This is a genomic window from Aliirhizobium smilacinae, assembly GCF_006335145.1.
Lineage (GTDB): Bacteria > Pseudomonadota > Alphaproteobacteria > Rhizobiales > Rhizobiaceae > Neorhizobium > Neorhizobium smilacinae.
In genome coordinates this window covers 195,601-220,603 of record NZ_VDMN01000002.1, presented here as the reverse complement: position 1 = coordinate 220,603, position 25,003 = coordinate 195,601, and the positions used below count along the sequence as shown (strand labels likewise).

The window sequence follows — 25,003 nt, the reverse complement described above, 5'->3', positions numbered from 1 at the left end:
CCATGACCAATACGAACACTGGCCCTATACTTTCGATTTCCAACCTCAACACGGCTTTCCGTGTCGGTGGAGAGTGGCGCAATGTGGTCAACGATGTCAGCTTTGACATCGCACCGAAGGAGACCGTCGCCGTCGTCGGAGAATCCGGTTCGGGCAAGAGCGTCACCGCGATGTCGATCATGCGGCTTCTGTCGCCCGGTAATTCCCGCGTGACCGGCAAGATCGAGTTCGAGGGCAAGGACCTTCTGTCCATTCCGCTTGAAGACATGCAGAAGATCCGCGGCAACCGCATCGGCATGATCTTTCAGGAGCCGATGACGTCGCTCAACCCGGTGCTGAAGATTGGCGATCAGATCACCGAGGTCCTTCGCCAGCATCGCGGCATGTCCGAAACACAGGCACAGGCGGAAGCCGTGCGGCTTCTGGAAAAGGTCCGTATTCCGTCGGCAAAATCGCGCCTCAACGAATACCCGATGAATTTTTCCGGCGGCATGCGCCAGCGCGTCGTCATCGCCATCGCGCTTGCCTGTGATCCGAAGCTCTTGATCGCTGACGAGCCGACGACGGCGCTGGACGTCACCATCCAGGCGCAGATCCTCGAGCTGATCAAGACGCTGCAGGAAGAGGAGGGCATGTCTGTCCTCTTCATCACCCACGACATGGGGGTGGTTGCGGAAATATCCGACCGCACGGTCGTCATGTATCGCGGCGAACAGGTGGAAACCGGCACGACGCACGACCTCTTCGCCGGTGCCAAACATCCCTATACCCGCGCGCTTCTGTCGGCCGTGCCGCAACTCGGATCAATGACTGGCAAGGACCGCCCGCTGCGTTTCCCGCATGTCGATATGGCAACCGGCGAGATTCATGCGGTCAAGCCGACCGAGGACACCGTCAAGCGCGATCAGCCGCCAATCCTCAAGGTCGACAATCTGGTAACGCGGTTCCCCATCAAGGCTGGTTTCCTGCGCAAGACGATTGGGCGCATCCATGCGGTCGAAGGCGTGTCGCTGGAACTGCGTCAGGGCGAAACTTTGTCGCTGGTCGGAGAATCCGGTTGCGGAAAATCCACCACCGGTCGCTCGATCATCCGGCTGACCGACCCGGTCTCCGGTGAGGTCCAGATCGACGGCAAGAACGTGCTGAAGGCTGGAAAGTCGGAACTTACCGATATCCGTCGCGAAGCACAGATGATCTTTCAGGATCCGTTCGAAAGCCTCAACCCGCGCATCCGCGTCGGTCAGGCGATTGCCGAGCCGATCATCACCCATGGTCTCGTCAAGGCGTCAGACGCCCGCCAACGTGTCGGAGAACTGCTCGAACGCGTCGGCCTTTCCGCCTCGATGGCGGATCGTTTTCCGCATGAGTTTTCCGGCGGTCAGCGGCAGCGCGTCTGCATCGCCCGCGCGCTTGCTCTGGAACCCAAACTGCTGATCGCCGACGAATCCGTCTCGGCGCTCGACGTGTCGGTCAAGGCGCAGGTTATCAATCTGATGCTCGACCTGCAGGAGAAACTTGGCCTTGGTTATCTCTTCATCAGCCACGATATGGCGGTGGTCGAGCGCATCAGTCATCGGGTCGCGGTCATGTATCTCGGCGAAATCGTCGAGATAGGCCCACGTCAGGCCGTGTTCGAGAACCCGCAGCACGACTATACCAAGCGCCTCATGGCGGCCGTGCCGATCGCCGATCCATCGCGTCGGCAGACGCGCCGTATCTCCAATGACGAGATCAAGAGCCCGTTCCGTGCCGCCGATTACGTTCCGCCGAAGCGCACCTACGAAGAAGCCGGCGAAGGCCACTTCGTCCAGGTCGCGTAAGGAAACATGCCATGATCATCACTTTCGGCTCCATCAATGTCGACTTTGTCTACGAAGTCGAGGACATGCCGCAACCGGGCCAGACGCTGCTCGCCAAAGGTTTTCGCACGGAATCCGGGGGGAAGGGCGCCAACCAGGCGCTGGCGGCGGCGCGTGATGGCGCTGAAGTGGTGATGGTGGGTGCCGTCGGCAACGATGGTCTGGCCGAGATCGGTCTGCAGAACCTGACTTCGGCGACCGATATCAGCCGGGTTTCTCGTGTTTCCGAACCGACCGGCAGTGCCTCGATCCACATCGATGCCAAGGGCCGCAACATGATCGTGGTTGCGGCATGCGCCAACCTCGTCGCGTCATCGGATGCAGTGGAAGAAAACCTGTTGCAACGGGCAAATGTCGTGCTGTTACAGATGGAAAACGACATTGTGGAAGTGGAAAAGCTGATCCGCCGCGTCAGTGCGACGAAGGCCATGTCGATCCTCAATCTCGCCCCCGCATATTCGCTTGCGGAAGAAGTTCTTTCGCTGTGCAGCCTCGTTGTCGTCAACGAAGACGAGGCGGAAGCGTTATCCGGTTGGCTCGGCTGCGGATCATCAGCGGCGGCACTTTCGGTGCGGCTCGGCACCGGTGTCCTGAGAACGCTGGGCGGGGATGGTGCTGAGGCCTGTGTCGAGGGAAAAGATATCCGCGTCGCGGCACTGCCGATCGACGTGAAGGACACGACCGCTGCCGGCGATTGCTTTGTCGGCGTGCTTGCTTCTGCGCTTGATCGCGGGCTCTCGCTTGAGGCTGCCATGCAGCGTGCTTCGGTTGCCGCCGGCATCGCCTGCTCCCGACCGGGCAGCCAAAGCAGCATTCCTTCGGCTGCAGATACGGACGGGCATCCGGGGCTTGCCGTTACGCTGGCTTGAGGATCGGTTCAATCACCTGGATCCATTAGGGACGGTATTTCATGAGTTGAGGCTTCGGGCGTGTAAAAGTTTTTCGCCCGCGCTTCCATCCTGCAAGGGCGAGGGGCGAGGAGCGCACCACCTCGCATGAATCTACCGCATCGAGAGCCACGATATCCGCCGGCCCGCCGACTGCCAGATCATATCGCGCGCCGATAATCGCCGCGGCCTGCGACCCTACCATATCGAAGACAAGTTCGATGTCCGCGTCACGCGAGAGCTGCATGACGTTGGCATAGAGATTGGCCATGCGTGCCAGCGAGGCGTCGCCGAACGGGGTGAAGGGGTTCAGCACATTGTTGGTGGCGATTGCCGTTCTGACGCCCAATGCCGACAGAAGGTGGGCCGGCGCGATACCGCGCGGAACATTCGAACTATATTGCCGCCCCATGAGAAACAGATCCGTGGCCGGCAGTACGGTCAGCGCGATGCCCGCGTCGGCAATCCTTCTTCCTATTAGGGCAAGGACGTCCGGATCAAGAGCAGACAGATTTGTGACGTGGCCGATCGTGACGCGACCGCCATAATCATTCAGTTGCGTTGCTTCGATCACGGCGGGCAGATCGGTTTTCGTCGGATCAAGGCTGAAGTCGAGGTGAAAATCGACATCGACATCATGTCTCCGCGCAAGCGCGAAGATCCTGCGAACATGTTCCGCCGGATCAGCATCGGTGTAGGGGCATCCGCCAATCAGATCGGCACCTGAGCGGAGAGCCTCATCGAGCATTGCCTCGGTTTCGGGCTCCTGCGTCAGTCCTTCCTGAGCGAAAGCACAGATCTGGATGTCGATAGCGAAAGCATAGTCTTCACGAACCCGCTTGATCGCTTCGAACGACCGCATGCCTGCGCGGGGATCGATTTCGACGAATGTCCGCATCCGATTGGTGCCGTGCATGATCGCCTTGCTGACAAGCGCCGATGCCCGCTGGTAAACGTCGTCCTCGGAAAAGCCCGCTTTTGCCTTTGCCGTTTCGCGCACTGCCTCTTCGAGCGTCCCGGCGCAGATCGAACAGCGGTCCAGAATGCAGGCCTTGTCGAGATGGATGTGGCTATCGACAAAACCGGGGAAGGCGAAGGCTCCTTCGAGATCGTCTTCCTCCACGGCGTCGCAACGGATCTTATGTTCAATTCCGGTGATCAGGCCATCCTTGATAGCGATATCAAACAGATCCGGATGTCGCGCGATCCGCGCATTACGAAGAAGAAGATCGACCTTCATCTCAAACCCTATATGGCAATGGCGCAGCCGTCGCTGCGTGGATCATGGGCGCCTTCCATCCATCCGTCGTCGTTCAATCGAATGACGCCGGCTTGTCCGGAGAGGGCATTCAGGGCGGGGATTGCAATGACTTCATGACCGCGGGCGGCGAGGGCGGCAAGAACAGTGTCGCCGACCGCATCCTCTATTTTCAGATTGTCGCGCGTGTCGGAGAAGGTTCTGCCGAGAAGGAAACGCGGCGCGGAAAGGGCCGCGAGCGGGTCGAAGCCGTGATCTATCAATCGGCTGAGCAGCACGGTCAGCGTCTGCGGCTGGCCGTCGGCGCCCTGGGTGCCGTAGAGAAGATGCGGCAGTCCGTCTTTCAGCCCGAGGCCGGGGTTGAGTGTGTAGAAAGGACGCTTGCCGGGGGCCAGGACATTCGGGCTCGCAGGGTCGGTGCTGAATGCGGCTCCGCGGTTCTGCCAGAGAATGCCGGTATCCGGCAACAGAACGCCGCTGCCCCAGTCATAATAGGTACTTTGCAGCACACTGGCTGAACGGCCTTCGGCATCGACTGCCGCGAGATAGACCGTGTCGCCGGTCTGGAAGCGGTGAGGCCAGGGCATGGCGGACTTCGGATTGATAGCCGTCGCCTTGGCTGAGAGGTGATTTTTGTCGAGCCACTCGGTGCAATGTTGCGCGACGAAATCCGGATCGGCGATCTGTCCCCGGTCGAGAAACGCCTGTTTTACCGCCTCGACACAGAGATGGTAGAAATCCGCAGACGTTGGATCGACGTCCCGCATCTGAAAATTCGACAGGATGCCCATGATAGCGAGCGTCGAAATGCCTTGCGAAGGTGGCGGTGGCGCCAGAAGTTCGATGTCGCGATACGTGATTGAAACCGGATCGGTAAGGGTGGCCGCGGTCCTTGCCAGATCGCCCATCCGGATCGGGCTGCCTGCGGCCTCCAATGCCTTTGCTATGCGATGTCCAAGTTCGCCCTCGTAAAATTCGCGGTGTCCGCGCAGGGCGATCGTTTCCAGCACTGCTGCGAGCTGCGGCTGGCGCTGCTGTCCCTGCGTCACGAAAAAGTCGGCGACGCCTGGCCAGGCTTCGATTTCTCCATTTCGGAACCTATGCCAATGCTGTTGCGACCGGCTGACGGGAAAACCGCCAGCCGCCAGCTCGATCGCATCGGCAAGAAGAGATTCGAAGCTTTCCTTGCCCCGCCAATTGTCTCGCGAGTAACCAAGGGCTTGCCCCCAGCTATCGACGACTGCGGCGGTGGTCAGTGCTGAAAGCGGGCCACGCGCAGGGATGGTTTCAAGATCCGGCAGCACCTGTGCCGCCTGACCTATCCCCATGATCGCCTTACGCCGGCCGGCGCGGTCCGCAACGATCCAGATCGCATCGCCGCCGAGCCCGCAAAAATGCGGGTAGAGAACCGTGAGTGCTGCGCCTGCCGCGATCACTGCTTCGATTGCCGTTCCGCCACGACGCAGAACCTTGGCGCCAGCCTCGCTTGCCAGATGGTGCGGGCTTGTCACCATGCCGCGCCGGGATCGCGCAGCGGCCTTTTCCGTCTGGTTCATGTTATTCGGACGCCGACATGTAGCGGTTGAGGATCTCGGTGATGTCGGGACCATCGTCCTTGTCATCGGTCTTGGCGCGGTCTTCGACAGCATGCAGATGGTGGTCCATGATGCGGCTTGCGGTTTCCGGATCCTGTTCCTTGAGCGCTTCGATCAACTGGACATGTTCATCGATACCGCATTCAGCAGAATGCGGGCGACCGAAACGGGCAAGAATGAGCGACGAGCGCGAGACGATCTGACTAATGAAGTCGATGAGCAGTTTCGAGCCGGTAAGCTCTGCAAGCAGGATGTGAAACTCACCGGCAAGCCGGATGGAGCGCGGAGATGATGCCTGAAGCGCCCGTTCTTCTTCCCGCACATGGCTGATCAGCGCATCGATGCCGTCGCGCGGCATGCGCTTGCAAAGCCGTTCGATCACCTCACGTTCCAGGCATCGCCTCAGGGCGAAGACTTCTTCTGCCTCTTCCAGCGTCGGCATGGCAACGGCGGCACCACGGTTCGGCTTGATCTCGACAAGGCCATCGGAAGCAAGCCGCAGAAGCGCATTGCGTGCACTCGTGCGGCTGACGCTGAACGTATCGCCGATGGAATCCTCCGGCAGCTTCGTGCCTGGCTTTAGCGCCTGTTCGAGGATTGCGCGGCGAAGCGACGCGTAAATCGCATCGCTTCTGCTGAGATTCGTAGACATCGCTGCAGCTCTTTCCCTTGAATGCAGTTTTGTCTGCATATCGCATAAAAATCGTATTTCATCCAGACTAATAAATTGCATGCAATTTTGTATTGAATTTGTATCCGTTCTGATCTAGCCTGAGGCCAGACTGCCAGAGAAAGTGCGAAAAGCCGCCTGCAGTAACCGGTTTTAACGTCATGGCGTCCGGGTTCAAGCATCGCCTTGCGGACATTGCATGCAATCCGAGGGGAATTAATCAATGCAATTATCGAGAATTCTAGTGACGGGCGTTGCCCTGCTTGCCTTGGCAATACCGGCCACGGCCGGAACGTTGAAATGGGGTGCATCGCGCGACATCAGCTCGCTCGACCCTTATTCCTACGGCGACAGTTTTGCGCTTGGCGTCCTCAACCACGCCTATGAAGGGCTGGTCCGTTACGACCGCAATCTCAAGATCGAGCCTGCACTTGCCTCGTCCTGGGAGATCGTCTCGCCGACAACCTGGCGCTTCAAGCTGCGGGAAGGTGTGAAATTCCACAATGGTGCGGATTTCACCGCCGAAGACGTACAGGCTTCGCTGCTGCGTGCAACGAACCCGAAATCGCCGCTTCGCGGCAATATCCCGGCCTACAAAGGGTCGCGCGTCATCGACGCGCACACGATCGAGATCGACGTTTCCGCCAATTATCCGCTTCTGGCGAATGACCTTACGACTATCTACATCTTCGATGCAGGCTGGCTGACGGACAACAATGCCGAAGCTCCGACGGATGTCGGATCCGGCACCGAAGGTTACGCGACCTACAATGAAAACGGCACCGGCCCGTTCAAAGTCGAAAGCCGCCAGCCGGATGCAAAGACGGTCTTTACCAAGTTCGATGGCTGGTGGGACAAGCCCCAGCACAATATCGACCGGATCGAGCTGACCCCTATTGCCTCGCCGGCAACTCGTGTTGCCGCCCTTCTGGCCGGCGATATCGATTTCACCGACCAGGCGCCGGTGCAGGATATGCCGCGGCTTGCGGCTTCTCCCGAGGTCAAAGTGCTGGAAGGCACCGACCTTCGCACCGTGATGATCGGTTTTTCCCAGCGTGATCAGCTTCTGTCCGGTGCTGCAAACCCGATGAAGGATCTGCGTGTTCGTCAGGCAATGCAGTTGGCCATCGATCTCGACCTCATCAACAAGAAGGTCATGCGCGGAAAATCACGCAATGCCGGTGCACTCGTCGCCCCGCAGATCCCCGGTTATGACGCGGCAATCGATACGCCGGTCAAGGCCGATCCGGAAAAGGCCAAGGCGCTGCTTAAGGAAGCAGGCGCCGAAGGTTTTGAATTCGAGTTCAACTGTGCCGACAGCCTCGTCAACGAGGAACAGGTCTGCCAGGCGGTCGCTTCGATGTGGTCGCGCGTCGGCCTCAAGCCGAAACTGGATCAGGGCACCCGTGCGGTTCAGACGCCGAAGCGCTCGTCGGGCAGGGTGGATGTCTACACACTCGGCTGGGCAACGCTTCCCATGCTCGACACCTACAGCCTTACCTCGCAGGTCCTTCACACGAAGGAAGGTTCGTTCGGTATCTTCAACTGGGGCGGCTGGTCCGACAAGGAATTCGACAAGGTGACGGAAGCCTCTGCCGTCGAACTCGACCAGACCAAACGGCTGGCGATGGAGGCGCAGTCGCTGAAAATCGCCAAAGACCATGCCCTGATGATCCCGCTGCATCAGCAGCCGCTCGCTTGGGCGACAACCGCGAAGATCAAGGATTTCCCGCTCTTCTCGGACAACCTTCCCCGCCTGTGGCTGGTGAAGATGTAAGTCGCCAAGTCCCTTGCCGTCGATCACACCGGCAAGGGACATTCTTCGCATCTTCAAAACCAGGGACGTTGCGGCCATGATCGCCTTCCTCGTAAAACGCATCGGCAATGCCATCCTGGTGATGCTGACCGTTGCCTTTTTCGCCTTCCTGATCTTTCGTTTCCTCGGCGATCCCGTCGAGATGATGGTGAACGAAAGCGCCACCCAGGTGGAGCGTGACGAGCTTCGCACGCGCCTTGGCCTGAATGACGGCTTTTTAGCGCAGTATGTCCGCTTCGTTACCAATGCCGCTCAGGGCGAGTTCGGTCTTTCCTGGCGCAATCAGCAGAACGTCATCACCCTGATTGCAGACCGCTTTCCGGCGACGTTCGAACTGGTCATCATCGCGACGATATTGTCGCTGGCGATCGGCATTCCGCTCGGTGTCTTCACCGCGATCGGACGCGGGCGCTGGTGGGCCGAAGGCCTGCAGTTCTCCTCGATTGTCGGGGTTTCTCTGCCGAGTTTCTTTGTCGGCATCATCCTGATCCTCGCCTTCTCCGTCAGTCTCGGCTGGTTGCCGGGTTACGGCCGCGGCGAGGTTGTTCAGCTCGGATGGTGGTCAACGGGACTGCTGACGCCTTCCGGCCGAGCCGCTGTTGTGCTGCCCGCTTTGTCGCTGTCGCTTTTCCAGATCACGCTTGTCATGCGGCTTGTCCGGGCTGAAATGCTAGAAATATTGAGGGCCGATTTCATCAAGTTCGCCCGTGCCCGAGGGGTGAAACGGCAGGCGCTGTGGTTCCGCCATGCGCTTAAGAACTGTCTTATGCCGGTAGTGACGCTGACTGCCATGCAGGTGGGCAACCTGATCGCGTTTGCGCTCGTCACCGAAACGGTTTTCCAGTGGCCGGGCATGGGCATGCTGTTCATGCAGGCGGTCACATTTGTCGATATTCCCGTGATGGCGGCCTATCTCTGCATCGTATCCTTCATTTTCGTAACGCTGAACACGTTCGTCGACATCGCCTATGCCGTGATCGACCCGCGCCTGCGCGCTGCGTGACGGGAGCCAATCATGACTATCGTCGACCAGACCACCAAAAATATCGTCCGCTCCGCTCCTTCCCGGCTTGCCCGGCTGCGGGACTCCGATCTGTGGTGGAGTTTTACGCGCCACCCCTCTGCCGTTGCAGCCGCGACCCTTTTGCTGCTGCTCATTGGCTCGGCATTTTTCGCGCCTTTCATCACTGTCCAGAACCCCTATGACCTCGCTTCGCTCGACCTGCTGAATGCCGAGATACCGCCGATCTGGATGGAGGGTGGCCAATGGCCGTTTCTGCTTGGGACCGATACGCAGGGGCGGGATCTGCTTTCCGCCATCCTCTATGGCTCGCGCGCCTCGATCGTCATCGGCGCGGCCTCGGTTGCCGTGTCGCTGATCGTCGGTTCTTCGCTCGGGCTGGTTGCCGGTTATTATGGCAAATGGGCGGATGGTCTTCTGATGCGGGCAGGCGACGTGCTTCTGTCGATGCCGACGATGCTGATCGCCATCCTGGTCTCGGCGCTGGCAAGGCAGGCATTGCCGCCGTCATTGCGTGAGGTCGGCGCTTCCGGCGTCATCGTGCTTGCCATCTCGCTTTCCGCGTGGGTGCAATATGCGCGCACGGTCCGGGCACTGACCATGGTCGAGCGCAACAAGGAATATGTACAGGCCGCAAGGCTGATCCGTGTGCCGACCTGGCGAATTTTGGTCAAGCATATCCTGCCCAATACAACCACCCCACTTCTGGTGACCGCGACGCTGAATTTCGGCCTCGGCATCCTGATCGAGGCGACGCTCTCTTTCCTTGGTGTTGGAATGCCGCCGGAACAGCCGTCGCTTGGCACTCTGATCCGTATCGGCAACCAGTATCTGTTCTCCGGCCAGTGGTGGATCGTGCTTTTCCCGGGCCTGCAGCTCTGTCTGCTCGTCGTTTCCATCAACGTCCTGGGCGACTGGCTGCGTGACGCTCTCAATCCCAAACTGCGCTGAGGCATTTCCATGAGTGATCTTCTGATTAAAAACGCCAGACCCATGGCTGGCGAGCCGTCCGACATCCTCATCAGGGACGGTCGCATTGCGGCGATCGGAGTTGGGCTCGCTGCCGAGGGTGTTCCGACGGAAGAAGCGGGTGGCCGCATCGCCATTCCCGGTCTTGTGGACGCACATACCCATCTCGACAAGTCGCTGCTCGGTTATCCCTGGTACGTAAACGAGGTCGGACCCCGGCTCATCGACAAGATCGACAATGAACGCAAAGTAAAACGCGACTATGGCCTCGACGCCCACGTCCAGTCCATGCGCCAGTCGCTGCAATCGGTCGGTTGTGGTACGACGCTGATCCGCACCCATGTGGATATCGATACGGATCAGGGACTCGTCGCGCTTGAAGGCGTGATGGAGACCCGCCGCCAGCTTGCCGGCGTGGTCGAAATCGAAATTGTCGCTTTCCCCCAATCAGGCCTGATGCGCCGGCCGGGAACGGCCGAATTGCTTGATCGGGCGATGGCCTTAGGTGCTGATCTTGTCGGCGGCCTCGACCCCTGCGGGATGGACCGCGATCCGAAGGGGCATCTCGACACGATCTTCGCGCTGGCGGAAAAATACGGCAAGGGCATCGATATCCACCTGCACGAGGGCGGTGAATTGGGTGCCTTCTCGATGGAGATGATTTTTGAGCGCATCCGCGCAAGGGGAATGCAGGGCAAGGTGGCGGTCAGCCACGCCTTCTGCCTCGGACTGCCTGACTGGAACGTCTCGCAGGCACTGATCGATACTTGCGCCGAGCTCGACGTCCCGATCCTGACGACGGCGCCGCCATCTCGCGAAGTCCCGTCGCTGAAGCGGCTGCGCGCCGCCGGCGTGCGCTTCGGTGCAGGGGTCGATGGTTTCCGCGACACCTGGGGGCCTTACGGTAATGGTGACATGCTGGAACGCGCGATGCTGCTCGGCATGAAGAACAATCTGCGCCGCGACGATGAATTGCTGATGGCGCTCGACGTCTGCACGACCGGCGGAGCGGCAGTGATGGACCGCGCAGACCATACCCTGGCCGTCGGTGGACGGGGTGATGTAGTCATTGTCGAAGGCGAAAGCGTCGGCGAGGCGATCGTCACGCATCAGCCGCGCAAATTGGTGGTCGCCGCCGGAAACATCGTTGCCCGAGATGGCAAGAGCCTACGGGAGCGGCCATGATCACCAACAGGAATTGGTCAGATCTCCCGCTCGGAAAACGGCCGCCTGGCCGCTGGGCGCTCAAGGCGCGTTACGTCGTCTTCGATCTACCGGAAGGCAGGCGTCTTCTCGACGGTGGTGAGGTCGTGATCGAGAACGACCGCGTCATCTGGATCGGCAAACGGTTCGAGGGCGAAATTGCAGCGCGCTACGACATGGGCGAAGCCATGGTGGGCCCCGGTTTCGTCGATCTCGACGCGCTCTCCGACCTCGATACCACAGTGCTTGGTATGGACAACCAGCCCGGCTGGAGGAAAGGCCGCGTCTGGCCGAGCGATTATGCCGCGCGGGCCTATGAAATGTACACGCCCGACGAGCTGGCTTTCCAGAAACGGTATGCTTTTGCGCAGCTGCTGCTGAACGGCATCACCTCGGCGCTACCGATCGCATCGCTTTTCTACCGCGCTTGGGGCGAGACGGTTGCGGAATTCGAGGCGGCAGCTGTCGCGGCCGAAGATCTTGGCCTGCGCGTCTGGCTCGGACCGGCCTATCGCAGCGGCGGCGTGATCCTCGATGAGACGGGCGCGATGCAGCCGGTCTTCGACGAGGAGCGGGGATTAGAGGAACTTGAGGCGGCTGCGGCTTTCACCGGTCGCATTCACGGCACCGCCGGTGGCCTGATCTCCGGCATGTTCGCGCCGGACCGGGTCGAGACCTGCACCGAAACCTTGCTGCGGCGGACATTCGCCCATGCCGATGAGATGGATCTGCCGGTGCGCCTGCATATGGCGCAGGGTGAGATGGAATTGCAGACCGTGCGGCGCCTACATGGCGTTACCTCGCCGGAATGGCTGGATCGTCGCGGCCTGCTTTCCTCCCGCCTGATCGCACCGCATGCGACCGTTGCCACCGATGAAGATCTGGCCCGATATGCCGAAAACGGCGTCACCGTCGCCCATTGCCCGCTGGTCTCCGCCCGGCACGGTTCGGCGCTCAGATCCTTCTCAAAGGTCAAAGCCATGGGTGTCCGCATCGGAATGGGAACCGACACCGCACCACCGGACATTATCTTGAACATGGCGGTCGGGCTGATGGCGAACCGTATCGCCGAGGGTCGCGGCGATGCCGGATCTGCCGCCGAATTTTATGATGCAGCAACGATTGCCGGTGCCGACGCGCTGAACCGGCCGGATCTCGGACGGCTCGCCGTCGGATCAAAGGCCGATATTGCCGTCTTCGACATGGCTGACCGGATGATTGCGCCGCGCATCGATCCGATCCAGACGCTCGTCTACGGAGCGACCGGCCGCGTTACCCGCGCGACGATCGTCGATGGTCGCCTGTCGATGCGTGACGGTCAGGTTGCCGGCATCGATCTGGTCGCCGCACGAAAGCAGGCACAGACGCAATTCGACGGTTTGATTGCCCGTTATCCCGAACGCACTTTCGGGCATCCACCGGTCGAGACGATCTTTCCTTCAAGCTATCCGTTGCATCACAGCCAGAGCGAGGTTGCGTCATGAGCATTCCCAGCCATTCCCCGGCTTCAGACGTCCTAGCGCTGGACGTGAGGGGGCTTTCGGTTGAATTTCCTACCTGCAGAGGTGTCCTCACAGCGCTCTCGGATGTTTCGCTGACGATCAAGCGCGGCGAAATCCTGGGCATCGTCGGCGAATCCGGTGCTGGAAAGTCGATGACCGGCATGGCCGTTCTCGGCCTGCTCGAGCCGCCGGGCCGGATCGCCGCCGGCGAGATTCGCATCGGCGGGAAGCGGACCGATAATCTGAGCGAAGCGGAAATGGCATCAATCTGCGGCAGCATGGTCGGCGCGATATTCCAGGATCCGCTTACCTCGCTCAATCCGTTGTTCTCGGTCGGTCAGCAATTGGTAGAAACCGTCCGTCTGCATTCGAGCAGAAGCCGGGCCGAGGCGCGCGATCACGCCGTTGCGCTACTGAAACAGGTTGGCATCCCCGGTGCGGACGAGCGCATCGATCATTACCCGCACCAGTTTTCCGGCGGCATGCGCCAGCGTGTCGTCATCGCACTGGCGCTTGCGGGCAATCCGCAACTGATCATCGCCGACGAACCGACGACGGCGCTCGACGTTTCCATTCAGGCGCAGATTACTGCATTGCTGCGCAGGCTTTGCCGCGAACACGGAACGGGCGTCATGCTGGTGACGCATGATATGGGTGTGATCGCCGAGACCGCGGACCGGGTCGCCGTGATGTATGCCGGGCGCGTCATCGAAATCGGTCCGGTGGAAGAGGTGCTGAGCCGGCCGAAACATCCTTATACGCGTGGGTTGATGGGATCCATTCCAGCACTCGGCGCCCGCGTCGAGCGTCTTGCCCAGATCGATGGTGCAATGCCGCGGCTGAACGCCATTCCGACCGGCTGTGCCTTCAACCCGCGCTGTTTCGATGCCGGGACCCGGTGTCGCGAAGTCCGCCCCGTGATGGTTGCCGAAGGGCACGGTAGCGTCGCGTGTCTGGTTCATGATGGAGGTGTGTTATGAGAAGCACGAGCAACGCCCTGGAAGTCGATCAGCTCTCCCGCGTTTTCGATGTCTCCGCGCCTTGGCTGAACCGGATGATCGACCGCAAGCCGAAGCGCTATCTACGCGCCGTGCAGGACGTCACTTTCGTTGTCGAGACGGGCAAATGCCTGGCGCTGGTTGGTGAATCCGGTTGCGGCAAGTCCACCGTCGCACGCTTGGTCACCGGGCTCTATGCGCCAAGCGAAGGCGCAATCCTGTTTGCGCCGGCGGTCAAGGGCAGGGGGCGCGGCAAGCCAATGGAAGCGCAAATGATCTTCCAGGATCCGCATGCAAGCCTCAACCCGCGCTGGCGCGTCGGCGACATCATCGCCGAGCCGATCCGTGAATTCGGCCTGCGCAACGGTACAGAAGCGATCGACACGCGTGTCGCCGAATTGCTGCGCATAGTCGGCCTGTCGCCGGATGATGCGAGACGTTACCCGCATGAATTTTCCGGGGGGCAGCGGCAGCGCATCTCGATCGCTCGGGCGCTTGCCAGCGAACCGGAATTCCTGGTCTGCGATGAGCCGACTTCGGCGCTCGACGTGTCGGTGCAGGCACAGATCCTCAACCTGATGCGCAGTCTTCAGGATGAGCTTGGCCTCACCTATCTTTTCATCAGCCACAACCTCGCCGTCGTGCGACACATGGCAGACCGTATTGCGGTCATGTATCTCGGCCGGATTGTCGAGGAGGCCGATACCGAGGCGCTGTTCGCAAATCCACACCATCCGTATACGCAACTGCTGCTCCAGACGATCCCTGATGTCGCCGCTCCCAATCGCGATCGGGAGCTTATGGGCGGTGAGCCGCCGAGTCCGCTTGATCCGCCGACTGGCTGTGCCTTCCATCCGCGCTGTCCTATGGCCACGGATCTGTGCAGCAAAACAGCGCCTGAGGTTCGAGCACGCAAGGGCGGCGGTGTGGTTGCCTGTCATCTGGCGCCCGCTGTCTGACCTTTTCAACGATAAGATTCTGAGGAAACTCCCGATCATGACGAAGACGATTTTCACCAATGCGAAGCTTTCCGATGGGCTGTTGCACGATATTCACGTCGAGAATGGCCGGATAACGAGCATTCAGTCTGCCGCCACCGCATCGGCATCCGGCAATGTCATCAACATCGCGGGCGACCTGCTCGTTCCGGGCTTCGTTGAGGGGCATATCCATCTGGATACGAGCTTCTATGGCGGGAAATGGGTGCCACATCGTCCCTGCACCAACGGTTTCGATGTACATGAACGGGTCGCCTTCCAGGCGGACAACATGGCGAAAGCCGAACCCATGGCCGAGCGCGCCATCAAGCAACTCGAGCTTTGCATCTCTCATGGCACGCTACAGATGCGCAGCCATGTGATGGTCGATGGTTCGGTCGGGCTTAAATCGCTGGAGACGATCCTGGCGGTGAGGGAGAAATACAGGGATATCATCGATGTCCAGCTCGTTGCCTTCCCGCAAAGCGGCATCCTGAAAAGTCCTGGCACAGCCGAGCTGCTGGACGAAGCGATCGGTATTGGTGCCGACCTGATCGGCGGGCTTGACCCGGCAAGTTTCGACCGTGACGTCAGTGCTCATCTTAACGTCGTCTTCGGCATCGCCGAAAAACGCGGTGTCGATGCGGACATCCACCTGCACGAAGGCGGCAGCATGGGGGCCTTCACAATCGAGGAAATCTGCACCCGGACGGAGGCGCTTGGCATGCAGGGGCATGTCTCGATCAGCCATGCCTATGGTCTCGGCGATCTGGCGCCCGACGCGGCTCGCAAGATCGCGGCAAAGATTGCCAAAAGTGGCATCTCGATCATGACCAATGCACCGGGGCATCACACGTTTCCACCCGTCGCGCTGTTGCGCAGCGAGGGTGTCAACGTTTTCAGCGGCAGCGACAATATCCGCGATTCCTGGTGGCCTTATGGCGATGGCGATATGCTGCGCCGGGCGGAGATCATCGGTTACCGTTCCGGTTTCTTCACGGACCAGGAGCTGCAGACTTCATTCGATATCGTCACCACGGCAGGCGCAAAGGCGCTCAGGCTTGAAGGGTACGGCATCGAAGTCGGGGCCAAGGCAGACTTCGTGGCGATCGCAGCCGAACATGTTCCCGAGGCTGTGGTTGGCTTCCCGGGAAATCGCAGAGTTTTCAAGCAGGGACGCCTGGTCGCCGAGGGCGGAAAAGTCCAGAAACAGTAGCTGACGGCAAATAGCTTTTTCGATCGAATTAGGGACCAGTGCAATGGCAGCTGCCCCTATAGGATTGCGACTGGAAGCCACGAGAGACCGCGGCCTTGTTTCAGCGGGGAGGGGGCTCCGACGATATGGCGCGGAGATTTTCTCATCCAGCAGTTTTCTGGCAGAAAACCTTTTCAATCAACGCAATCATCTCGTGACGGCAGATTGAACGCTTTCTATGCCCGAAGACGGTGGTACTTTGGGGGCTATCCACTTCCGGTCAGGGAAAGATACCGGAAGCCTCACCAAATTGACCGGATGGAATTGACCCTGCTGGTTCGGCGGCTGACCCGCGTAGCGAAATCGTACCCGTCTGTTTGCGAGCCATCAGTATGTCTTCTGGTTGATGGCAGAGGCCGCATTCCCTAGAAGCGAGTAAAAAAGAGCGGCAATAACGCGTCTCTCTGTAGCGCAATGACGCCTTGGTATTTGTCAGTTCGACTTATATCTATGTTGACATTTAAGCATTTTTTTGTGGTATAAAGATTACAACATAAGTGGGCGGAGACACATGTTAGCCATTCTCGCGGACGATCTGACCGGTGCGCTCGACTCGGCGGCGCCTTTTGCAGGGCGTGGTCTTCACACGGAAGTGGCGCTCAGCCGAGATTCGATTGTCGGGATCGTCGAAGACCGCCCCGACGTCCTGTCCATCAATCTCAACACGCGCGAAATCGGTGCGGATGAAGCGCGTGCCGCGACTGCTGCCGTGATGGCTCTGCTGCCGATTGGCACGCAACTGTTCAAGAAGGTCGATTCCCGCCTCAAGGGCAATATCGTTGCCGAGCTGGATGCCATACCCTTCCGCCAAGCGCTCGTCGCACCGGCCATCCCGGAATTCGAGCGGATCGTGGAGGATGGCCGTGTCACAGGCTTCGGTATCGACACCCCGATCGTGATCACCAACCGGCTCGGCCCACACGCGGCCCGCGCCCATGCGCCGAATACCCGCACACCCGCCGACATGGATGCGGTATTGGCTGCAGCGGAAAGTGACGGCACCGATCTGTTGATCGGCGCCCGCGGCCTTGCCGAAGCGCTTGCCCGTCGCATGACAGCCGGGATTTCGGCGCAGGCGGCAACCATCCCGCCCGGCCGGATCACCTTTGTGATCGGCTCGCGCGATCCTATCACGCTCAAGCAGATAGATGCCCTGCGCGGCAGCCATAGCCTGAATTATCTGCCTGCACCCAATGGCACTCTGGGGGCGGCACCCGACACAGGTACTGATTTGACTCTGGTGCAGGCGACGCCGGCCGCGGAAGAGCTGGACCCGCAGCTCGTTTCGGAAGCTCTGGCTGATGGCCTGAACCGGAATTTTGCCGGTTATGACGGCACGCTGCTTCTTTCGGGCGGTGCGACGGCAGAGGCTGTACTGCGCCGGTTAGGGCTGTCGCGGCTGCGTCTGCATGGCGAATGCCTGCCGGGTCTCGGCGTAGCGTCGGCGCAAGGGCGTTGCATCATTGCAAAATCGGGTGGTTTCGGTCATCCCGATACGTTGAAGCACATTGCAGACATGGTCCTGCGGAAGGCCGGTTGAAGATGGGACTGGAAACAGGAACCGCCCGCAAGGGGCTTGCCGATATCGTTTTCGAGCGCATGCTGCGTGCCATCAAATCCGGCGCCTACAAGCCGGACGAACGCCTGCCGACAGAACACGATCTCGCTGCCGAATTCGAGGTGTCCCGCCCGGTTATCCGTGAGGCGCTGAAACGTCTGCGCGACCAGAGCCTGATCTATTCCCGCCGTGGTGCAGGCAGCTTTGTCCGCTCGATGGGCTTGAGAAACCCGCTCGGTTTCGGCCAGCTGGAAAACGTCGCGGATCTTCTCAACTGTTATGAATTCCGGCTGACGCTGGAGCCAGCCGCTGCAGCTGCCGCGGCGACCCGCCACGATGCCGAAAGCCTCAAGGCGATCCGTCAGGCGCTGGAACTGCTGCGTGACGCAACCAACCGCCAGTCGCACCGCGAGGATGCCGATTTCCAGTTCCACCTCGCCATCGCCCGCGCTGCGCAGAACAACTATTTCTCCACCGCCATGGAAGCGCTGAAGGACCACATTGCTGTCGGCATGAAATTCCACGGCGCCTCGATCAAGCGCGAGGCATCGGGTCTCACCCGCGTTTTCGCCGAACACGAGGCGATTGCATCAGCGATCGCCAACCGTGACGAGGACGAGGCACGACGCCTGATGCTTGAGCATTTGAAGGGGTCACGCGAACGGTTATTTCAGTCGTCGCATCAGTAGCTTTCAGGCGCCGCCCAGATAGGCTGTTTTCGAAACATCGTTGCTCCCCAGCGGCAGAAGCGGTATCTGGCGGCATCGAGCCCGTATCGATCAGATCGATACGGGCTCCGGCACGCATCCTTTACAAAAAACGGCAGAATACCAATGGCCCGCAAAATCAGAGAGGATTTCGCTTCGTCGCAGGAGGAGCCGGAACCGACGCTTTGCGCCCTGTGCGACCGTATCATCCCGGTTGGCGATGAAGATGCACATCACCTTGTTCCGAAAAGCAAGGGCGGCAAGCAGACCGTTCTGCTGCATAGGGTCTGCCATGACCAGATTCATGCCGTCTTCACGAATTCGCAGCTCGCCAAGACATTTTCGACGATTCAGGCTCTCCTTGAGAGCTCCGACATTCAGAAATTCGTTGCCTGGGTAAAAAGCAAGCCTGCCGGCTTCTGCGGCTCGGCGAAGGAATCGCAGCAGGGCCGAGGACGGAGATAAGAGACGTCGTCCAGCCCGTGTATATGAAAACCAGCTCTAGAGTCTGTCCGGGCTGGATATGAAAAAGGCGGCACGATCGCTCGCACCGCCTTCCCTCCTCCAAGGCAGCTTTTTAGAAGCTTGCCCGGTAAATCCCCAGAACGTCATCGACGCTCATGTCGGCAGGGTTATTGTCCATCAGTCTGCGGATGGCATGCGCATCCGCCGCAAAACGCGACAGATCTGCTTCGGTCGCACCATGCCTGGCCAGCGACATCTCGATGCCGAGATCGGCGCAGAATGCATGCGCAGCCCCGCTGAGATCCGCCTGCGAAAGATCCTTGCCAAAGCCAAGTGCTTCGGCCACTTCCGCCGTCTTGTCTGCCACGACTGGCTGGTTGAAGGCCAAAACATGCGGAAACACAATGGCATTGGCGAGCCCATGCGGCAGATGCAGAAGCGTTCCAAGCGGATAGGCGATGGCATGGCCTGCCGCCGTGTTGACTGGTCCAAGGCATATGCCGCCGTAGTAGGAGGCGAGCATCAGGCCTTCGCGGGCTTCACGATCCGATCCGTCCTTCACAGCGCGGGCCAGAAACTTGCCGACGAGGTGAAAGCCCATGCGGGCAAAGCCGTCTATCATCGGATGCGCGCGCTTACTGGTAAACGCCTCGACGCAATGCGCCATGGCATCTACGCCGGTTGCTGCGGTTACGGCCGGCGGCACAGAGTAGGTGAGTTCCGGGTCGAGCACGGCGAGATCGGCGATCAGATAAGGGCTCTCGACCGCAATCTTGGCGCCCTTCACGGGATCGGTGATCAACGAGCGGATGCCGGCTTCCGAGCCTGTGCCAGCCGTGGTCGCCACCTGCGCCAACAGAGTTTTGCGGCCGGCCACCTTATTGGGGCCCGCGACATCGGTCAGCGTCTGTTCGCCATCCCAAAGGGCCGCAACCAGCTTGGCGACATCCATCACCGATCCGCCGCCGAGACCGACGATGAGATCCGGCTTTGCGACCCGCGCCGCAGCCAAGGCAGCATCGAGTGTTGCAATCTCCGGCTCGCCTGGGATGGCATCGAACAGGGCGACCTTGCCTGGCAACTTCAACCGGTCGATAAAGCCGGCGGTGATCGGCGTTGCAATCACCAGCGTCGAGGAAACGTCTGCGGCCCATGGGCCGACTTCACCAATCGTGCCGGCGCCGACAATCAGCCGCTTGGGCTGATGCAGAATGATGACGGGAGCGCTGCTCATACCTGCTCTCCCTTACCGCCAGCCACCAGCTTGCGCGCATAGGCGATTGCCGACAACATGTTGCCATGGTTGGCGATGCCCTTGCCGGCAATGTCGAAGGCGGTGCCGTGGTCGACCGAGGTGCGGTCGATCGTCAGGTCGACGGAGACGTTCACGGCCGTATCGAAGGCGACGAGCTTGATCGGGATATGGCCCTGATCGTGGTATTGCGCCACGACGAGATCAAAGCCGCCGGAATAGGCGCGGTGGAATACGGTATCGGCCGAAATCGGACCATAGGCATCGATGCCTTCGGCACGCGCGGCGGCAACGGCTGGTGCGATCTGCTCGTCATCTTCGGTGCCGAACAAGCCATTTTCACCGCAATGCGGGTTGATGCCGGCAACCGCGATGCGCGGAGCCGCATAACCGGTGCGCTTCAGGTGGTCGTTGCCGGCCTTGATCGTCGCCAGAACCCGCTCGGTGGTGGCGCGGCGGATGGCTTCCTGCAAGGACACGTGTGTGGAAACGTGGATGACCTTCAGCTTTTCCGAGGCCAGCAGCATATAGGCGGCCGCCGATTTCGTCAGGCTGCGCAGCATGCCGGTATGACCATCGTAATGGTGGCCGGCAAGGTTGAGCGCTTCCTTGTTGATAGGTGCTGTCACGATGCAGCCGATCACGCCGGATTCGGCATCACGCACCGCCTTTTCGATGAAGCGGAAGGCAGCATCGCCAGCAACCGGCGACAGCGTGCCCCAGGGCAGCGGTGCGCCTTCGATCGGCAGGTCGACGACGTAAGGGGTCAGATCGATGTCGACGTTGAGCGCCTTTCGGGCCGCTTCCAGCGTCGGCAAGTTGCCGTAGATGCGGGTGGCAGCGCGGTCCGCGTCGCCCATTTCGGCCAGCGCCCGCACCGTGATTTCCGGTCCGACGCCGCACGGGTCACCCATGGTGATGCCGATGATATTGCTCATGATTATTCTCCCGCTTTTACCGCATCAGCCCAGCCTGGGGCGAGACGAACATATTTGATGGCGCGCCTGTAATAGGTGTAGGCGATGTGAAGGCTGCCGTCGGTGCCTTCCAGCAGCCACGGATAGGACATTTCCTTGTTGTGACCGTCGATGGAATTGTTCGACAGGCAGGTGCCCGGACCATCCTCGATGAGGATCCGCTGCGAAAAACTCTTGGCTCCGTCATCGGAAATGCAGACGGAAACCGGCGCGCGCGGCACGCCCCAGATCGGCACGCAGCCGCCATCCGGGTTGGCATCTGGCCGGTCGTCGTCCTCGCCCAGCTCGTCGTAAAGCGAGGCGCGGCGGTCGCTCGACATCTCCGCATTGGTCGGGTTGCAGATCATCGCGATGCGGCCGTCCTTCAGGCGGATAGCTGCGATCGAGGAATTGTTGTTGGGCACATCGGTTGCCTGCGGTGCGGACCATGTGCGGCCGCCATCGGCGCTTTCGGTGCGATAGACGAAATCGGCCTGACGGCGGCGGAACACAGCCGCCAGCTTGTTGTCACCGATCGATACCGGGCTCATGTGTACGCAGCCGGTCGATTGGTCGAGGTCTTCGAGCGCCCAGGTCTTGCCGCCATCCTGCGAAATGCCGACCGCGGCGCGGTCATGGCTGCCGTTCCATTTCTGGCCCGGCCGCTGGATGCAACGGAAGATCGGCAGAAGCCATGCGCCATCGTCGCGAATGGTCAGCGGAGCACGAACGAAACAGCCGCGCGGCAGGTCGAGATATTGTCCTTCACCCGCCGTCAGCATGGTCGGGTCGGCGGCATCGCGCGAGATTTCTGCCATGCGGATACGGCATTCGTCCTGATTGCCGGAGGGCTGCGAGGTGTGGAACAGAAACAGGCCGCCACCAGGCGCGGTGAACAGAACCGGGTTCTGTTCGGAATGGCTCGGGTCAAAACTCAGCCGCTGCGGCTCGCCCCACTGGTCGGACCCGTCAGCCAGAACCGAAGCAAAGATCGAGATATCCGATTTCCCTTCCAGCGTGCCGCCGAACCAGGCGCAGATGAGTGCGCCATCCTCGGTCAGGTGCAGGAAGGACGCGTGGTTCTGGATCATCGGTGAAGCCAACATGGCCTCGTGTCGTCCACTCCCAGTGGCTTTCACCGCACCGGTCATGACGGTTGCTATTTGTTCAGGCGTCATCAGGGTCTCCTCTTACCCACATGAAAATCACCCAAATAACAAAGTTGTCAAGTTTGAAAAATCTGCAAATTTGCTATTGACGATCCGAACGGACGATACATGTATTTGAAATTAAATCGTTTTATGAAAGGCAAATTTGTACAAATTGATAGTTCTGAATATTTAATTTGACAAACTTGCCGAGACATCCGATGGTTTGCGCCAGCCCGCTCATGGCGACGAAAAGGACGGAGGCATCCCGACCGACGCATAGGGCTTCAAGGAGGAATGCCTTCAGACCGCGTGAGCCGAACAGGCCGGCGCGAGATGAACAGCAAGCGGTGCGACCCGCACCCAGAGGGAGGAGAATGACATGAAGACTTCGCATTTGCTTGGAGCCCTGTTGGGTTCTGTCCTCGCATTCGGCACTGGCGTAGCGCCGGTTCATGCCGCATCGACGGATATCAAGATTGTCCTGCCGGAAGAAGCGGACCTGCTCGAACCGTGCATGGCGACCCGTTCCAATATCGGCCGCGTCATCATGGAGAACGTCAGCGAAACACTGACCGAGCTCGACGTTCGCGGCAAACAGGGCGTCATGCCCCGGCTGGCCGAAAAGTGGGAACAGACCGGCGATGGCGCCTGGCGTTTCCATCTTCGTCAGGGTGTTAAATTTTCCGACGGCAAGACCTTTGGCGCCAAGGATGTCAAATACAGCTTCGACCGCATTTTCAGCGACAAGAACATTTGCGAATCCCGCCGTTATTTCGGCGGCATGAAGTTCGACGTTAAGGTCGTTGACGACAACACCATCGATTTCAAGGTCGATCCGGTTCAGCCGATCCTGCCGCTGCTTCTGTCGCTCGTCACTATCGTCCCGGAAGGCACGCCGCTCGAATTCATCCGCGAGCCGGTCGGCACCGGCCCTTACAAGCTGTCCAACTGGACGCCGGGCCAGCAGATCGTTCTCGACGCCCGTGACGACTACTGGGGCAAGAAGCCCGCCGTCACCAAGGCAACCTACCTGTTCCGTACCGATCCGGCCGTTCGCGCTGCCATGGTTCAGGCCGGTGAAGCCGATCTCGCACCATCGATCTCTCAGGTCGAAGCTACCAACGAAAAGACCGACTTCTCCTATCTCGACAGTGAAACCGTCTATCTGCGCATCGATGGCAACATTGCGCCTCTCAACGATGTCCGTGTCCGCAAGGCGCTGAATCTGGCCATCGATCGTCAGGCGTTCATCGGCACACTGGTTCCACAGGATGCCGTTCTTGCCACCGCTCTGGTGCCGCCGACCACGCTTGGCTGGAACCCGGACGTGAAGGTGTTCCCGTACGATCCGGACCAGGCCAAAAAACTGCTTGAGGAAGCCAAGGCTGCCGGCGTTCCTGTCGATACGCCGATCACCATGGTTGCCCGTACAGCCAATTTCCCGAACGTCACGGAGATCATGGAGGCCGTCCAGGCACAGCTGCAGGACGTCGGTTTCAAGGTTGACCTTAAGTTCGTCGAAGTCGCGGAACACGAGGTCTATTATTCGAAGCCGTTCAAGGAAGGCCGGGGCCCGACGATTGTCGCTGCAATGCACGACAATTCCAAGGGTGATCCGTCCTTCACCATGTTCTTCAAATACGACTCGAAGGGCACGCAGTCTGGTTACGCCGACCCCAAGGTCGATGATCTCATCGCCCGCGCCTCGGCTGCCACCGGTGACGAACGCGCAAAGCTCTGGTCGCAACTGATCGCCTATGTCCACGACGATCTCGTCGCAGATGCCCTTCTCTTCCACATGGTCGGTTATTCCCGCGTGTCCGAGCGCCTGGACTTCAAGCCCAGCATCGCCACCAACTCCATGCTGCAGCTCTCCGAGATCGGTTTCAAGCAGTAACCATCAGGCGATCGCTATCGCCCCAGTCGAAGCGAAATGGACGGCGGTCCGCCGCCGTCCATTCCACCAAGATCGAGGTCACCATGCTCAGTTTTATCCGCAAGCGCGCCTTCGCCAGTCTCATCTCGCTCATCGGGTTGCTGGTCATGGTCTTCTTCCTGTCCCGTCTGACGGGTGACCCGGCCTCGCTGTTCCTTCCCGTAGAAGCTTCCGCCGAAATGAAGGCTGAGTTCCGCGCCCTGCACGGGCTGGATCAGCCGCTGCTCGTGCAGTTCGGCCAGTATGTCGGCAATGTCGTAACCGGCGATCTCGGCGAAAGCCTGCGCAAGGCCCGCCCGGCGCTCGATGTCGTTCTCGAAGCTTTCGTCTGGACGTTGTGGCTCGCCGTCATCACCATGACCCTGGTCACCGTCTGCGCCATCGTCGTCGGCTCGCTCGCTGCCTTCCGCACCGGCGGCTTCTTTGACCGGTTTTCTTCGATGGTGTCGCTGATCGGCGCTTCAGTGCCGGATTTCTGGCTCGCCATCGTGGCGATCGTTGTATTTGCCATCCAGCTGTCCTGGCTACCGACGTCCGGAACCGGCACGCTGTCGCACTGGATCCTGCCGATCTGCGTCTTGTTCGTGCGGCCCTTCGGCATCATCGTTCAGGTGGTGCGTGGCTCGATGATCTCCGCACTCTCTTCTGCCTATGTGAAGACGGCCCGCGCCAAGGGCGTGAAATCCGGCCCGATCATCTTCATCCACGCCCTGCGCAACGCCATGCTGCCGGTCATTACCGTCATTGGCGACCAGGCCGCCAGCCTTTTGAACGGCGCAGTCATCATCGAGACCATCTTTGGTTTCCCCGGCGTCGGCAAGCTGATGATCGACAGCATCCTGCAGCGTGACTTCAACGTCGTGCTGGCGGCGATCCTCGTCACTGCTTTCGCCATCTTCCTCATGAACCTCGTGATCGACCTTGCTTACGCGCTTCTCGATCCACGCATCCGCTACTGAGGATCGACA

The 25,003-nt window shown here is 60.1% G+C and carries 21 protein-coding genes; 15 read left to right on the top strand and 6 right to left on the bottom strand.

What is annotated here, in order from left to right; all coding sequences use genetic code 11:
• Positions 1–2: 2 nt before the first annotated feature.
• Together FHP24_RS11925 and FHP24_RS11920 are read left to right on the top strand one after the other, a co-directional pair.
• Positions 3–1,820 carry an ABC transporter ATP-binding protein gene (locus FHP24_RS11925; protein WP_139676426.1) on the top strand — a complete coding sequence of 606 codons (1,818 nt, stop codon included), beginning with the start codon at positions 3–5 and terminating at the stop codon, positions 1,818–1,820.
• A gap of 11 nt (positions 1,821–1,831) precedes the next feature.
• A complete protein-coding gene (locus FHP24_RS11920) occupies positions 1,832–2,728 on the top strand; it encodes a ribokinase (RefSeq protein WP_139676425.1) in 897 nt (298 codons plus the stop codon).
• Between the two features lie 25 nt (positions 2,729–2,753).
• Here FHP24_RS11920 and FHP24_RS11915 read toward each other — a convergent pair whose 3' ends face one another.
• The 3 genes from FHP24_RS11915 to FHP24_RS11905 are packed head-to-tail and all read right to left on the bottom strand — an operon-like array spanning position 2,754 to position 6,251.
• On the bottom strand, positions 2,754–3,986 hold the full coding sequence (locus tag FHP24_RS11915) for an amidohydrolase family protein (protein WP_139676424.1): 1,233 nt from the start codon (positions 3,984–3,986) through the stop codon (positions 2,754–2,756).
• 8 nt (positions 3,987–3,994) lie between these two features.
• Positions 3,995–5,560 carry a gamma-glutamyltransferase family protein gene (locus FHP24_RS11910; RefSeq protein WP_246091713.1) on the bottom strand — a complete coding sequence of 522 codons (1,566 nt, stop codon included), beginning with the start codon at positions 5,558–5,560 and terminating at the stop codon, positions 3,995–3,997.
• Between the two features lies 1 nt (position 5,561).
• The gene (locus tag FHP24_RS11905; protein WP_139676423.1) at positions 5,562–6,251 is read right to left on the bottom strand and encodes a GntR family transcriptional regulator; all 690 of its coding nucleotides are present in this window, start codon (positions 6,249–6,251) and stop codon (positions 5,562–5,564) included.
• 241 nt (positions 6,252–6,492) lie between these two features.
• Between FHP24_RS11905 and FHP24_RS11900 the strand changes: the two genes are divergently transcribed.
• The 11 genes from FHP24_RS11900 (at position 6,493) to FHP24_RS11850 (ending at position 18,740) form a co-directional block, all read left to right on the top strand.
• Positions 6,493–8,046 carry an ABC transporter substrate-binding protein gene (locus FHP24_RS11900; protein ID WP_139676422.1) on the top strand — a complete coding sequence of 518 codons (1,554 nt, stop codon included), beginning with the start codon at positions 6,493–6,495 and terminating at the stop codon, positions 8,044–8,046.
• Between the two features lie 76 nt (positions 8,047–8,122).
• Positions 8,123–9,088: an ABC transporter permease gene (locus FHP24_RS11895; protein ID WP_139676421.1), complete on the top strand. Its 966-nt coding sequence runs from the start codon at positions 8,123–8,125 to the stop codon at positions 9,086–9,088.
• 12 nt (positions 9,089–9,100) lie between these two features.
• Entirely contained in the window at positions 9,101–10,057 is a 957-nt protein-coding gene (locus tag FHP24_RS11890; RefSeq protein WP_139676420.1) for an ABC transporter permease, read from the top strand.
• A gap of 9 nt (positions 10,058–10,066) precedes the next feature.
• Positions 10,067–11,260, top strand: coding sequence for an amidohydrolase family protein (locus FHP24_RS11885; protein WP_139676419.1), 1,194 nt, complete (start codon positions 10,067–10,069; stop codon positions 11,258–11,260).
• Positions 11,257–12,762: an amidohydrolase family protein gene (locus tag FHP24_RS11880; RefSeq protein ID WP_139676418.1), complete on the top strand. Its 1,506-nt coding sequence runs from the start codon at positions 11,257–11,259 to the stop codon at positions 12,760–12,762. The genes FHP24_RS11885 and FHP24_RS11880 overlap by 4 nt, the downstream gene beginning before the upstream one ends.
• Positions 12,759–13,760, top strand: coding sequence for an ABC transporter ATP-binding protein (locus FHP24_RS11875; RefSeq protein ID WP_139676417.1), 1,002 nt, complete (start codon positions 12,759–12,761; stop codon positions 13,758–13,760). The genes FHP24_RS11880 and FHP24_RS11875 overlap by 4 nt, the downstream gene beginning before the upstream one ends.
• On the top strand, positions 13,757–14,737 hold the full coding sequence (locus tag FHP24_RS11870) for an ABC transporter ATP-binding protein (RefSeq protein WP_139676416.1): 981 nt from the start codon (positions 13,757–13,759) through the stop codon (positions 14,735–14,737). Before FHP24_RS11875 ends, FHP24_RS11870 begins: the two co-directional genes overlap by 4 nt.
• Before the next feature lie 37 nt (positions 14,738–14,774).
• Positions 14,775–15,971 carry an amidohydrolase family protein gene (locus tag FHP24_RS11865; protein ID WP_139676415.1) on the top strand — a complete coding sequence of 399 codons (1,197 nt, stop codon included), beginning with the start codon at positions 14,775–14,777 and terminating at the stop codon, positions 15,969–15,971.
• A 550-nt stretch (positions 15,972–16,521) separates the two neighbouring features.
• The gene (locus tag FHP24_RS11860) at positions 16,522–17,550 is read left to right on the top strand and encodes a four-carbon acid sugar kinase family protein (protein WP_139676414.1); all 1,029 of its coding nucleotides are present in this window, start codon (positions 16,522–16,524) and stop codon (positions 17,548–17,550) included.
• 2 nt (positions 17,551–17,552) lie between these two features.
• Positions 17,553–18,257 (top strand): FadR/GntR family transcriptional regulator, encoded by a 705-nt coding sequence (locus FHP24_RS11855; protein ID WP_139676413.1) that lies wholly within the window; start codon positions 17,553–17,555, stop codon positions 18,255–18,257.
• 144 nt (positions 18,258–18,401) lie between these two features.
• Positions 18,402–18,740: an HNH endonuclease gene (locus FHP24_RS11850; protein ID WP_139676412.1), complete on the top strand. Its 339-nt coding sequence runs from the start codon at positions 18,402–18,404 to the stop codon at positions 18,738–18,740.
• A 112-nt stretch (positions 18,741–18,852) separates the two neighbouring features.
• On the opposite strand, the gene FHP24_RS11845 is transcribed toward FHP24_RS11850, so the two are convergent.
• Genes FHP24_RS11845 through FHP24_RS11835 form a run of 3 tightly spaced genes read right to left on the bottom strand, consistent with a single transcriptional unit; the run spans position 18,853 to position 22,126 of the window.
• Positions 18,853–19,974 carry an iron-containing alcohol dehydrogenase gene (locus tag FHP24_RS11845; protein WP_139676411.1) on the bottom strand — a complete coding sequence of 374 codons (1,122 nt, stop codon included), beginning with the start codon at positions 19,972–19,974 and terminating at the stop codon, positions 18,853–18,855.
• Positions 19,971–20,930, bottom strand: coding sequence for a 4-hydroxythreonine-4-phosphate dehydrogenase PdxA (gene pdxA / locus FHP24_RS11840; protein ID WP_139676410.1), 960 nt, complete (start codon positions 20,928–20,930; stop codon positions 19,971–19,973). Before pdxA ends, FHP24_RS11845 begins: the two co-directional genes overlap by 4 nt.
• 2 nt (positions 20,931–20,932) lie before the next feature.
• Positions 20,933–22,126, bottom strand: coding sequence for a sialidase family protein (locus FHP24_RS11835; protein WP_139676409.1), 1,194 nt, complete (start codon positions 22,124–22,126; stop codon positions 20,933–20,935).
• Positions 22,127–22,478: 352 nt separating this feature from the next.
• Between FHP24_RS11835 and FHP24_RS11830 the strand changes: the two genes are divergently transcribed.
• Together FHP24_RS11830 and FHP24_RS11825 are read left to right on the top strand one after the other, a co-directional pair.
• Positions 22,479–23,996, top strand: coding sequence for an ABC transporter substrate-binding protein (locus FHP24_RS11830; RefSeq protein ID WP_139676408.1), 1,518 nt, complete (start codon positions 22,479–22,481; stop codon positions 23,994–23,996).
• An 83-nt stretch (positions 23,997–24,079) separates the two neighbouring features.
• Positions 24,080–24,994, top strand: a complete 915-nt coding sequence (locus tag FHP24_RS11825; RefSeq protein ID WP_139676407.1) for an ABC transporter permease — start codon at positions 24,080–24,082, stop codon at positions 24,992–24,994.
• The last annotated feature ends 9 nt before the right edge of the window (positions 24,995–25,003 follow it).